We start from the raw sequence: 12,414 nt of genomic DNA, 5'->3' as shown, positions 1-12,414 counted from the left end.
GCGTTCATTTACGGACTACGAGGGGCAAGCGCGCGGCACCCAGGAGACCTCAAATAAGAAGCGCCGAAAATCAGAAGAAAGTCGATAAAATCTGGAACTTGGTCAAACATGAACATGCTGCGGTGCTAGTCAGCATCAGAAAAGACGGCTTCCTTGGTTCAATCCCCATGGGATGCGTCCAGAGCGATTTCGACGGAAGGCTCTGGTTTTTAACTTTCAACGATAACCCGCGATTGCTTGAGATCGAGGAGAATGGCCACGTGCTGGTTTCCTATGTCCGGCCGTCACGGTACAAATTCGTTTCAATGAGTGGATGCGCGCGGATCGTGGACGACCGCGCCAAGGTTCACGAGCTTTGGCGTGAAGGGTTCAGTGTGTGGTTTCCTGATGGTCCGCAGAAGGATTGCGCTCATTGAAATCGACGTGAAGACGATTAAGTCCTGGAGCAAACCAGCATCACTCCTGACCTATGCTTACTACTATGTGCAAGCGAAGCTGACCGGAAAATCTCCCTCCCCCGAGCGGATTGCAGAAGAAGTCCTGGTACACTTTTGAAACTGTTCAGTTCGCATCTTCGTTTCGGCCAAGACGGTGTCCGCGGAGTTAGATATCTCTGCGCGAGGGCATGCGACCTCCGCTGCGAACAGGCGTCTGTCAGAAAAAGATCGTCGAGCAATTGATTTAAGCACGCCAACGAACTGCTGCGATTATCCAGCATCGCGCAGCGCTCGTCTAATCACGGTGTATCTCATGAGTGGCCCGTCGTCGGGGTCATTCCCGCAAAAGTGAACTGCGGCGCCGCGCGGCGGTTTGCGCGGCTTTCCGAATTGTTTAACCGAGGCCGCCTCGACAACCCGCAAGGAAGGATCTTCTGCGAACGCAGTCAGTGCCGCGAGTTCGGCGGTGCTTGCACCGCCTGAGCGCCACGACCCCTCCAAGACCCCAGATCGCCATTGACCGCGCTCGTCCACGCCTTGGCCAACGTCATAGTTTCGGCGTGAGGCGAAGAAGCCGGCATATTGAGCAGCATTTCCGTCATAGAGTCGAGCCTGCGTTATGGCGAGACGCGCCTCGGCATTCATCGGCAGAGTTTCCAGCTCTGCCCAGCCTCCGCGCACACAAATCAGATGCGAACCACCGTAAACCGATAGCCCTTGATTGTTTGTGACCGACCGTTGCGTGCCATGGTAGGCAATCGTTTGATCGCCAATCATTGTGTGCCCGATGCTGCGCGTCATAACTCCGCGCAGGTTCGTTTCGAGAACCAGTCCATGGGATGCGACCCTATCGGCCGACGAGTTCTCGAGAAAAGCGTCCAGTTCAGCAATCGTGCTAACCACACTTTGCCCGTGCCCGCCATCTCCTAGTGGCTCCTTGACGCGGACTGGGCCCTGCGACAGTAGCCGCCTGGCAGCCGTTCTTACGTCCTTAGCGTTGAACGCGACGTAGCCTGGCAGCACCGCAGTGCTGACGTTTTCTGCGAATGCTGCTGACCAACCATATGGGCGCGCCGCGTGCTTATTGATCAGGCGATGCGTGATGGCTTTCGTTTTGGCGAAAGGATAGGGCACAACCGCGCCATAAAGCTGACGGGGAGAGTGGATGCCAAGGCCCCGCGCCTCCTCGAGCATGAGTGTGTCGTCCGGAACGAAGAAAACATCCTCAATCGAGTGTTCGTTGGCATCGAAGACACCGGCGCACCTACAGCCTCTAAGCCGCGCGATGCTTTCGGCGACCACGGAAAGCGCAACTTTTTCGTGGAGGTACATCGGCGAGCCCAGCCGAGAGCGGTAGAGGGCGACCGCAGTGATCGCCTGCGGATTGAGCGCGATCTGACCGCCGGTGGCCAGCCGCGATCGGCGAGCATGACCGATAAGAGAGGAAAATTTCGAGCCGTCCATGCGCGCAACCATTCCGACACGAGGGGAGTGGCCAGTGCTTGGACGGAAAACACCCGTCTAACGGGGAGACTGCATTTCCCCGTGCGAATAGGATAGTAGGCGGTCTTCTCGAGCGCAAGGCATCGCCTAAAAAAGGTCATGGACGGTCATGCTTACGGTCAGCGCGCTGACGCGCTTGCACATCTCTGTTTCCTTTGAATTAAAGGATGGCGAATGCATCGCCCTGCAGGGACCTTCCGGAGTCGGGAAAAGCCTGCTGCTCCGCGCTATCGCCGATCTCGACCCGAACGAGGGAGCGGTCAAACTGGACGAAACGCTCAGGGAAGCCGTGCCGGCCCCACTTTGGCGGAAGCAAGTAACCTACCTCGCCGCTGAGCCGGGCTGGTGGGTCGATACGGTACAAGAGCATTTTACCGCCTGGGATGATGCGATGCCGCTGATCGCGCGATTGGGATTACCTCCCGACTGCGGAAGCTGGCCCATCCGAAGACTTTCCACTGGAGAGAAGCAGCGGCTGGGGCTTGCCCGGGCGCTGATGCTGCGTTCGCGGGTGCTTCTGCTGGATGAGCCAACCTCCGCGCTCGACGCGACGTCGACCGCGACCGTGGAATCGATCATTGCTGAGCGCATCTCGAGCGGGACAGCCGTTATATGGAGCACTCACGATAACGCTCAGGCCCGTCGCGTCGGATCGCGGTTGTTTGTTATGGGCGCCGGTCGCATTGAGGAACATCGGCTTTGAGCTATATCCAACTGGCTTACAGTGACCTCCTCCTGCCCGCGCTGCTCGTCGTCATGGACGGCGTTCTCTCGCTTGTGCTTCAACTCAAGCTTGAACGACAACTCGCCATCGCGGCTGTACGGATGGTGGTTCAGCTGGTGCTCGTCGGATATGTGCTCACGTTCTTGTTTGCCGCCGTCTCGCCGTTCTGGACCGCTCTCGCGGCCTTCATAATGGTGATCTTCGCATCGCGCGAGATCGTTGTGCGGCAGAGGCGGCCGCTGCTGGGTATTTGGACCTACGGCTTGGGCGCAGGATGTACGTTGCTCGCTGCTGGTACCGTCACCGTGTTTTCGCTGCTGACCCAGTTGCACCCCGAGCCCTGGTATCATCCGCGCTATGCGCTGCCCCTGTTGGGTATGATCCTGGGCAACACCATGACAGGGGTAAGCCTGGGTTTGGACGTGCTCACGAATGGTCTGGTGCGTGAGCGGGCGGCAGCGGAATCCTATCTCGCGCTGGGAGGTACGCGGTATCAGGCGCTGCTGCCGGTGATCCGCGACGCCTTGCGAAGCGGCTTCATGCCGACGATCAACGGAATGGCGGCGATCGGTCTTGTGTCCCTGCCGGGAATGATGACCGGCCAGATCCTTGCTGGCGTCGAACCTGTCGATGCCGTGAAATATCAACTCCTAATCATGTTCCTGATTGCCGGCGGAACGGGCCTGGGGACGCTTGCGGCCGTTATTGGAGGCGGACGTCTGCTCACGGATCATAGACACCGATTGCGCTTGGACCGGATCGCAAGCGAAACGCCGGGGTAGGGCTGCCTGATGTCATCACGGCCAGGCCGTGTGCTGACCATCCTCTCGAAGGAATTCCGGCACCTGTGGTCTGGACCACTAACGCCAGCAAAGATTCCGCGTGATCGCAGCGACCGCTCGAGTCCCGCGGGTCTTACAGCACGCTCCCGTCCGGAACGTCGCCTAACCTGCGGCTTACCTTGGCGTTCCCGAACCTCCCGAAACGTACCCAGCGCGTTGAAATATCGACCGCGTAGCCGCAAGGGGCAGCCGATTGCGCCTGCGCTTGCGCTCGACTGCAGGAGCAAGATGGCAACGGCTTGCTCGGGAGGGGTAGTCGTGAGCAGCTGTCGATTGGCGTGCCGCACCCAAAATGTCAATCGCGGAGCGGCCGGATGCTGGCACGAAGAGCTCCGCAATCAAAATATTTGCTTTGAAGGAACTCGGCCGACTGCATGCAGTTTCTCGGACGTGGCACCTCCAAGGAGGAAGCACCGCGAGGGACGCCATTCGGCGGCTGTTCGCGCTGCAGGAGGGCGGGTGCATCATCGTTCATAGATCGGGGGCGGAGGAGGAGACGAAATGAGGAAGATGATAGTAGCTGCTGCCCTCGCTAGCGCCGTGTTCGTTCCGGCTGCCATCGCTCAACACAGGGAGTCGGATGTCTCGACCGCTCCAAGTGCGCAAAACTCAGGAGCCGGAATAGCTGGCCAGCCCGGAAGCAAGAGTGGTCCTGCAACCAAGCCAGGAACGGTAGGCTCAAATTCGAGCAACCAAGGCAACCCTGCAGTGCAGCAACAGGATCCCGCGAAGATTCCGGGGGTGCCAGGAAACAAGAGCGGACCTCCCGCGAAGCAACCTTCCCCTCAGTGAGTGAGGGGTGGGGACGGTCGCCGGCGACAGCGGAGGTGTACTCAAATCTCACGGCACAGCTGGCCCAGGGGGCGATTTGAGACCGGTCGCCGTCTGTGGGTGAGTGAACCTCTCCCGCTTTCGTTAAGCAAGTGCTCGCTGGCGGTCCTCTCCTCACACTTTATTGCGAGTCTGGCAGATTATGCGGAGAGCGGGATTACGCGAAGTGCCGCCCTGTGATGGGCTGGTTTTCGCCGATTTCGGCGTGCTCCGCTCCGCATAATCCCAGGCGTCTCGGGCCGCAGTGATGCATTGTCCGCCTTAAGCCGAAGTCGCGTTTGGTCTATGTTGACGCGCGAGATGAACTGGGCGCGGGCTGCGAGCCGGTGGATAAGAATGACCCCTGGGAAGAGATTGCGCGCATCCGACAGCGGTTGGCTGATCTGGATGCCGAGCGGATGGCGCTTGCGCGCGAACTGGAAACACTCGAGAAAAAGCTGATATCCGATCGCCAGGTAGCTGAGCGTGCTCCTTTTGCCGACGCCCCTGTCACCAACAGCTCGTCATCGGCCGAGAAAATTGAGCTGTTCCGTCGGTTGTTTGCCGGGCGCCACGATGTCTTTCCAGTTCGATGGGAAAACAGAAAGGCTGGACGTTCAGGCTATTCGCCAGCTTGCTCCAACGAGTGGGTGAAGGGGGTTTGCGGCAAGCCAAAGGTGAAATGTGGAGAATGTCCGCATCAGGCATTCATCTCACTTTCCGGGGAGATCATCGAAAAGCATCTGCGCGGCAGCGATAAGCGCACGGGTGACTTTGTCGCCGGTGTTTATCCCTTACTGCAGGATGAGACATGCTGGTTCCTTGCCGCTGACTTTGACAAGGAAAGCTGGGCGGATGACGCCAGAGCATTGCTCGGGACCTGTCATGCGAAAGGAATTGCCGCGGCCCTGGAGCGGTCGAGATCGGGGAACGGCGGCCATATCTGGATATTCTTCTCCGAGCCCGTTCCGGCAAGGACCGCCAGGCAGATGGGCTCTGCCCTGATCACGGAGACCATGGAAAAACGGCCGGAAATCGGCTTCACCTCCTATGATCGCTTCTTTCCCAACCAGGACACGATGCCCCTTGGGGGCTTTGGCAATCTGATTGCACTACCGCTGCAAAGGAAGGCTCGTGAGATCGGCAACAGCGTTTTTGTCGACAACGATCTGCGGCCTTACGAGGACCAATGGGCATATCTGTCGTCCCTGCCGAGATTGTCAGCTGACATGGTGTTCAGGATCGCGGACGAGGCGGAACTGTCGGGTCGGGTTTTGGGCGTCCGCATGCCGGTGGACGACGAACATGCCGACGAACCGTGGAAGATGTCGCCGTCTCGCCGCAGTGCGCCGCGGCGTATTGAGGCCGCGATACCGCACAGCATCAGGATCGTGATCGCCGATCAGGTTTACGTCGACAGGACGGAGCTGCCGCCAGCCCTGATTGCGCAGCTTATTCGCCTGGCGGCATTCCAGAACCCGGAGTTCTATCGCGCCCAGGCGATGCGGTTGCCGACATTCAGCAAGCCTCGGGTCGTCTCGTGCGCCGAGCTATACGCGCAGCATGTCGCTCTACCTCGGGGTTGCCTCGAGGAAGCAATCGATCTCATCAAAAGCCATGGCGCTGTTGCCGATTTGGAAGATCTGCGCGAAATTGGCACGGCGCTTCCTGCGAGCGTATCCTTCCGGGCCGAGTTGCGACGGGCGCAGTTGGCGGCTTACGACGCTCTCGTTGCCCACGACAACGGGGTGCTCGCCGCGACGACTGCCTTTGGCAAGACGGTTGTCGCTGCAGCCCTCATCGCACATCGGGCCCGTAATGCGCTGATTCTCGTTCATCGCCGAGAACTGCTCACTCAATGGGTGGAACGACTCGGTTCCTTTTTGAACATTGACCCGAAACAGGTCGGCAGTATCGGGGGCGGGAAAAGGAAGCCGACGGGCGTCATCGACGTGGCGCTGATCCAAAGCCTGGTGCGCAATGGAGAGGTTGCCGATATCGTGGCCAATTACGGCCATCTCATTGTCGATGAGTGCCATCATCTGTCCGCAACAAGCTTCGAGCTTGTCGCTCGGCGGTCCAAGGCGCGATACGTCGTCGGCTTATCTGCGACTGTCGCCCGAAAGGACGGGCATCATCCCATCATCTTCATGCAGTGCGGCCCCGTTCGCCATCGGGTGGATGCGAGGGTCCAAGCGACCGAGCGGGGCATTCGTCATCGTGCCCTCGAGCGTTCGACGAAATTTGAATTGCCGTCGATCCTGGCCTCGGTCGAGCGCCCATCGATACCCGCGATCTATGCGGCCCTGGCACAGGATAGTAGCCGAAATGACCTGATCTTTGATGATGTGCTGAAGTCTCTGGAAGCCAAGCGGTCCCCAATCGTCCTGACGGAGCGAACGGACCACCTCGATTATCTTCGACAGAGATTCTCGCCGTTCGTGAAAAATCTTGTGGTTCTGCGTGGCGGTATGTCCGCGAAGGATCGCAAGCTAGCCAATACGACATTGAATGTTGCTGACGATGACGAACGCCTGATACTCGCGACAGGCCGCTACATCGGTGAAGGCTTCGATGACGCCCGGCTTGATACGTTGTTCTTAACGATGCCGATCGCCTGGAAGGGAACCCTGGCGCAGTATGTCGGTCGTCTGCATCGACAGCATGATGGAAAGAGAGACGTGTTGGTCGTCGACTACGTCGATAATGCAGTCGCCGTTTTGGCCCGGATGGCCGCGAAGCGACGCGCGGGCTATCGCGCGCTGGGCTACGTGATCGAGTAGTGGCGCTCCGCTGTGAGCGGAGCGCCCGCCTTCACCATCGGCATTATGTGGAGCGGAGAACGCCGAGATCGGCGAAAAGCAGCCCATCACAAGTCGGCACTTCGCATAATCCCACTCTCCGCATAATCGACTTTATGTGGTGCACCACATAAAGTCGAGAGAGGGCCAACTTGGGCGGCCTTATTTCGGAGAATCGTCGATCTCGCCTTCTTCGCTGCAATTGATCGCACCGCAGGTGGGCAGCACCTTTTTGTGCGCGAAGTCGTCCGCCTGACTGACTCCTTTGGATAGGAGTTCGATGCCGTCCATCCGCGCTCGGGCGCGCCGGCACCTGCGCAGAAGGCACGGCACACCCTGGTTTATGGAGGCCGGCCGCTCTGAACGTTCGTGGTGCAGCCAGAGGCGTGTGGGCCGCGCGACAGTCGCACAGTTATGCGCAACTATAACGTACCGAGCGAGGTACAGCAGTGCATGGGGCGGTCGGCTTGCGGCAATCCCGCAACGCTTCGAGCGTCCCCAGCGTTCTCCCCGGGCAGGGCGATCGGGTCGTGGCCCACAGGGAGATTGGTGCATACAATTTTTTAACCATTCGTTAACCATAGGTTTTCATGATGCCGCTCGCTGGTGTGTGTTCGTGACAGGGCGTAAATTACATGGCTCAGCGTAGTTCCAGAGCGTCAGTACGGAAAGACGAGAACGTCCTAAGCTTTGTCCCAGCGTCGACACCCGAGGACGGAGCGACAGCACTAGATTTGGTAGATCAAGCGGCGGAGGTCTTCCGCAGCATGGAGGAGCACGCCCGCGGGGCCGAAGCCCGCGCGCAGTCGCTTTGCACGAGCGCCTTGGAAAGATTGCGGGTTGCCGAAATGCGAGCCGAGGCCGCCGAGCGGGCACAACGTGAATTCGTTATCTCCACCGAAGATAAATTGAAAGAGGCGTGCAGAGCCCTTGAACAAGCGCAGACTTGTATCGAAGCCCAAAAGAATAAGTTGACGGCTGCAGAGCTTCGCGCCGAAATTGCTGAAGCCGAAGCGCGACAAGCCAATGAAGCGCTCGCGCTCGTTGAAGAGGCCATCCGCAAGCGTCTGCTTTGCGCAAGGCCGGATACCCATAGCAGGTCGACAGCGGTAGCTTGATGATCGCGACCGCCCTGGCTCGCGCGAAGGCCTTCATGCCTGATGCCTAGTCAGCTTGGGCTTTCGAGCAAACTTACTCGCGGCCAGGGCGGGCGCGGCCGTCCAGGTACTCGACCAGCGCAGGTACATGGCAGTTGTGATGAGGCCGCTCGGCGGTTTCAGGATGAACGAGATAAGCGAGTCGCCTAAGCTGAAAAGCGCCCAGCAGCAGGGCCTGACAGCCGGCTTTCTTTTCTTCTGCGCTCGCGCGCCCTAAGAGAGCGGGCGCAGGATCACTTTTGAAATATGAGCACGATGGTCAGGAGAGGCTCGGGCGCTGTCCGGGCCATCGGATCCACTCGTCATGCTGCGCGGCCGCCTTGCTCCGCAAGCGCTGGCGATCACCCTGGTTTGCGACCTGCTCCTAGACAGGCGATTGAAGCGCGCGTAGCGGTCATCTGGTGAAACCTTCACGCAACAGGCGCTGCAAGCTGCCTCGATCCATCTCGCCCAGACCAAGGCTGTCGAGTGCGCGTCCCCTCTTCATAAAGTCCTTACCGCAAATCGCGCCATCGATGGCGAGAAATGATCGAGCGAGCGGTGCCGAATTGCCTGCCAGTTCGGCTACTGATGCCAGAAACGAAAGGCCGATCTGCAAATCTTTGCGCATGTGGCGTGTTCAGTCAGAACGATTCGCTCTCGCCAATCCCCTGAATCGGTCAAACGATCGTGCGAGCCGCGGCCATACACATTTCAACAAGGTCGGGTGTTCGGCCCCGTCTCTGGTCGATGTACGCGCACGTATCGACCAGGAGCGCTGCCTCGCGATCAGGCCCGCGTAGTCGTATGGGTTTCCCGCAGAAGCGCGGGAAACTACGTTGCTTTTGGAAGCAGTCATGGCAGTTGCTCGGCCGTATACCCGCTATGGGCACATGAGCAGACGCTGTTCGGTTACTTCAGCGGTCTGGACCCGAGCCGGATGTCAATTTCCGAGCGCAGCAAGGCGAAGGCGATTGGCTTAGGCAAAAGCCGGCGGGCCCCTGTTCGATGGCTCTGCGGCCTCTGGGTCGCCATAGGCCGTGATCATTACCACGGCGCGCCATTCCGGCGCGTCGTGGTCGCGCTTCGGCAGCTCGGTGATGTAGTGTTCCGGGTTCGCGTACCTCGTCAATCACCTCGCTCTATGGAAGGCAAAGTACCAGCCGGATACGGCCCAATAAGGCAGCCAGTCTGCCAAGCGAATATCGCTCGACGATGATCCATCCATGAAATCGGAATTTTGCTGATCGAACAACTCGAACCCGGCAGCCTTGGCCATGTTCAAGACTCGTTGACGGGTGTACCACTGCTGGCGCTCACCGTCCGCGCGGACATAAGGATCGTATCCAAGCAACCGACGCAGCGTGTTGTTGCGACGGAGATATGCTCTTGGATTGAGGCGTTGCTGGGTCAGCTCGAACCATCCATAGCCGTTGGATGTCGAGGCCAAGAGCAGTCCACCGAGCCGCAGATTGGCGGCAGCATTTGCAAGCAGGCTTTCTGGTGGCGTCACGACTTCGGTTAAAACGTCAGCCATGATCACGGCGTCATAGGGAGCGCCTTCCCGGAAGGTTGCGGCATCGCCGACCTGCGCATCGACGCCGTGAGATCGGGCAACTTCGACGCACTCTGCCGAGACGTCGATTCCTTTGACTTGCCAGTTCTTGGCGACCAGCGACATCGCAATGGGCCCTGTCCCGCAGCCCAACTCCAGCACCCTGCGCACGCCCGCTTCGGTAAGATGGCGATGAATGAAATCGAGCTTCTTGATGTCGACGGGGCGGGTATAGGTTGTGGTGTACGATTCAATATTCATGCAGAAGTTCCGCCTTTTCCACTCGCTAGTGCTCACGCTCAATCTTGAGCTTGGCGACAAAGATTCGGAACGCCGGGCGGAGATGGTATCCTACTCCGATGAAATAGCCATAGATGCGATCGAAGCCGATCGAGCCCGTCACCTGCCTTTGGTGCCGACGGGGTTGGTGTCCTAAGCGGCCCTCCACGGACCGTGCTTGCGGAGGTCCTTGGCACTCCCTTCTAGGTCGCTTATGAGCATCGTCGCATAGAACGCACCGATCGGGGTTCGCGGTATGAGTCGCGCGCAACTCTTTCGAGATCGCAGCAGTATTTGCTGCGCCCCGGAATTGGAACTCCCTATGGTGTTACCCATACGTATTTTGCAATTGTGTCAGGTCGCGCATCTGCATCTAAAGTCCCCAATGACGCTGCGAAGCAAAAATTCGCCTCGCCGTCGCGAGTGTTGGAGATTTGTTTTTGAGATTGAGAGCTTCTGCAGCTGAATCGGATCGCGGAGCGCGCAGCGTAGGCAGGTTTAAACAAAGTTCGACGCCGCCGCTCTACGCAAGTCGGAACGGAAGAGGCGGCGGATCACTCACGGCGGGTTACCTGCGGTGATCCGTCCCGACGGAATTGGTAATCGCCTTCTGGCAGCGCTACCGCAAGCTGACTTGGATCTGCTCGCGCCCGGGCTGGAGATGGTCGCGCTCGCTCAGGATGAGGTTCTCTCGCGAGCGGGTGACCCGATCGAACATCTCTTCTTCCCTCATAGCGGTGCCATCTCGCTGATGATCGACATGGCGAACGGGCAGACGGTTGCCACCGCAATCATCGGGCGCGAAGGGGCAATAGGCAGCCTCTCGCTGCTCGGGCCGTCACCTTCGGCCATAACCGCCGTCGTTCGTGCGGCGGGGACTGCCTCGCGGATCCACACCTCCCAATTCCTTGCGGCTTTCAACCGTAGCCCCTCGATCCGGCACGCGATCCAGATTCACGCCAGTGCGATGCTGACTCAGTTTCAGCTCAGCGCGGCCTGCAATGCGCTGCATCCGGTCCAAGCCCGCATGGCCCGCTGGCTGCTGCATCTTCGCGACCACATCGACCTCGACGTTCTCCCGCTCACCCAGGAGGCGCTGTCGCAGATCCTCGGCGTGCGGCGCACGACCGTGAACGTCCTAATGCGCAATCTGCGCGCGTCCGGAGCGATCAGATCCGAGCGACGTGGCCAGATCGAGATCGACCGATCGCGGCTCACTGCGGCTGCGTGCGATTGCCACGGCACCATCTGCCGCGAAATTGAAGAGATATTTTCGATGAATACGGCGCCGATCCCGCTTTCAGGATGTTCCGGATGATGGCGCATCTCGGCGCGTTCGTCAGCCACGAGTCTGTGAGCCGCTTCCGTGCGGCCGCGTGCGCGAAAGGCTCTTTGCCATCGCCATGCGTTAAGGGACATTGATGGATGCTGCTTCAAATTCGTCGGTTCAGTGTTTGCTCGGTTCACGGAAGAACACCCTGATCGGGCGCCCGACCAGCATTGGGAATCGGCTTCTAGCGGTATTGCCACCGCCGGACTTGAGCTTGCTCACGCCTCACTTCCAGAGAGTCTCGTTCGAACCCGATACCGTCTTGGTGCGGTCCGGCGATCAGCTCGATAAGGTCTATTTTCCCCATAGCGGCGCCATTGCCTTCATTGTCGATATGCCAGACGGGCAAACGGTCGCGACCACGTTGATGGGGCGGGAAGGCGCATTGGCGTCGCTCTCCGCGCTCGGCCCCTCGCGTTCGTCCGTTACCGCGGTTGCTCGTGTGGCCGGCACCGCATCGCTGATTTCCGCCGCGACATTCCGGGTCGCCTACGCGCGAAGCGCAGCCATCAGGCACGTCGTGCAGGTCCATGCTCGCGCGCTGTTGTTGCAGCTCCAGCACGTGGCCGCCTGCAACGCATTGCATCGGGTGGATCGCGGCATGGCGCGGTGGCTTCTGCAGCTCCATGACCGGGTTCCGGACGACGTGCTTCCGCTCACGCAGGAGACGCTTGCCCAATTGCTCGGGGTGCGGCGGCCGACGGTGACGTTGATAATGAGCAAGCTTCGGGCGGCGGGCGCGATCTCGTCCGACCGGCGCGGCTTCGTCGAGGTCGACCGGGCGCGGCTCGAGAGCGCGGCATGCGAATGCTATGCGTGGATGCAGCGCAGGATCGATCGCATGTACTGCCAGGAATTGTCCACGCCGCAACCTGACCTTGCGCCAACCCGGGAAAGCTCCGCCGTCGCTCCGGATGAAGCCGACCGGCTCCCTTAGGCCCGCCAGCTTGGCGAACACGAGGAGTCGCAAGCACAACCGTATCAGGTCGGAATTCCC

The 12,414-nt window shown here is 59.7% G+C and carries 12 protein-coding genes and 1 pseudogene; 8 read left to right on the top strand and 5 right to left on the bottom strand.

The window, feature by feature from the left end; genetic code table 11:
- The first annotated feature begins 122 nt into the window (after positions 1-122).
- Complete coding sequence (locus tag F758_RS53230) at positions 123-416, top strand: pyridoxamine 5'-phosphate oxidase family protein (protein WP_502689137.1); 294 nt, start codon at positions 123-125, stop codon at positions 414-416.
- A complete protein-coding gene (locus F758_RS49480) occupies positions 361-555 on the top strand; it encodes a hypothetical protein (RefSeq protein ID WP_157449974.1) in 195 nt (64 codons plus the stop codon). Before F758_RS53230 ends, F758_RS49480 begins: the two co-directional genes overlap by 56 nt.
- 152 nt (positions 556-707) lie before the next feature.
- Here F758_RS49480 and F758_RS0112105 read toward each other — a convergent pair whose 3' ends face one another.
- Complete coding sequence (locus F758_RS0112105; RefSeq protein WP_198026466.1) at positions 708-1,901, bottom strand: DUF3182 family protein; 1,194 nt, start codon at positions 1,899-1,901, stop codon at positions 708-710.
- A gap of 148 nt (positions 1,902-2,049) precedes the next feature.
- Here F758_RS0112105 and F758_RS0112100 point away from each other — a divergent pair, with 148 nt between their 5' ends.
- The 3 genes from F758_RS0112100 (at position 2,050) to F758_RS0112085 (ending at position 7,099) form a co-directional block, all read left to right on the top strand.
- Positions 2,050-2,643 (top strand): ABC transporter ATP-binding protein, encoded by a 594-nt coding sequence (locus F758_RS0112100; RefSeq protein WP_024508108.1) that lies wholly within the window; start codon positions 2,050-2,052, stop codon positions 2,641-2,643.
- Positions 2,640-3,446: an ABC transporter permease gene (locus F758_RS0112095; protein WP_024508107.1), complete on the top strand. Its 807-nt coding sequence runs from the start codon at positions 2,640-2,642 to the stop codon at positions 3,444-3,446. Before F758_RS0112100 ends, F758_RS0112095 begins: the two co-directional genes overlap by 4 nt.
- A gap of 1,169 nt (positions 3,447-4,615) precedes the next feature.
- A complete protein-coding gene (locus F758_RS0112085) occupies positions 4,616-7,099 on the top strand; it encodes a TOTE conflict system archaeo-eukaryotic primase domain-containing protein (RefSeq protein WP_024508105.1) in 2,484 nt (827 codons plus the stop codon).
- Between the two features lie 180 nt (positions 7,100-7,279).
- Here the strand turns inward: F758_RS0112085 and F758_RS52770 are convergent, their stop codons facing one another.
- Entirely contained in the window at positions 7,280-7,408 is a 129-nt protein-coding gene (locus F758_RS52770; RefSeq protein ID WP_283805857.1) for a hypothetical protein, read from the bottom strand.
- A gap of 476 nt (positions 7,409-7,884) precedes the next feature.
- On the opposite strand from F758_RS52770, the gene F758_RS47545 reads away from it, so the two are divergent.
- Complete coding sequence (locus tag F758_RS47545) at positions 7,885-8,235, top strand: hypothetical protein (RefSeq protein WP_245286475.1); 351 nt, start codon at positions 7,885-7,887, stop codon at positions 8,233-8,235.
- 433 nt (positions 8,236-8,668) lie between these two features.
- On the opposite strand, the pseudogene F758_RS0112065 reads toward F758_RS47545, so the two are convergent.
- The 3 genes and pseudogenes from F758_RS0112065 to F758_RS46445 form a co-directional block, all read right to left on the bottom strand.
- Positions 8,669-8,964 (bottom strand): annotated as a pseudogene (locus F758_RS0112065) (glycerol-3-phosphate dehydrogenase); the annotation flags it as partial.
- A gap of 268 nt (positions 8,965-9,232) precedes the next feature.
- Positions 9,233-9,385, bottom strand: coding sequence for a hypothetical protein (locus tag F758_RS49475; RefSeq protein ID WP_157449973.1), 153 nt, complete (start codon positions 9,383-9,385; stop codon positions 9,233-9,235).
- Positions 9,386-10,105 carry a class I SAM-dependent methyltransferase gene (locus F758_RS46445; RefSeq protein ID WP_157449972.1) on the bottom strand — a complete coding sequence of 240 codons (720 nt, stop codon included), beginning with the start codon at positions 10,103-10,105 and terminating at the stop codon, positions 9,386-9,388.
- A 616-nt stretch (positions 10,106-10,721) separates the two neighbouring features.
- On the opposite strand from F758_RS46445, the gene F758_RS0112045 reads away from it, so the two are divergent.
- Both F758_RS0112045 and F758_RS0112040 read left to right on the top strand, forming a co-directional pair.
- On the top strand, positions 10,722-11,405 hold the full coding sequence (locus F758_RS0112045) for a Crp/Fnr family transcriptional regulator (protein WP_502689135.1): 684 nt from the start codon (positions 10,722-10,724) through the stop codon (positions 11,403-11,405).
- Between the two features lie 226 nt (positions 11,406-11,631).
- Positions 11,632-12,354, top strand: coding sequence for a Crp/Fnr family transcriptional regulator (locus F758_RS0112040; protein ID WP_245286474.1), 723 nt, complete (start codon positions 11,632-11,634; stop codon positions 12,352-12,354).
- Positions 12,355-12,414 lie beyond the last annotated feature (60 nt).

The sequence above is a fragment of the Bradyrhizobium sp. ARR65 genome, assembly GCF_000472385.1.
GTDB lineage: Bacteria > Pseudomonadota > Alphaproteobacteria > Rhizobiales > Xanthobacteraceae > Bradyrhizobium.
This window is presented reverse-complemented; position numbering and strand designations above follow the sequence as displayed.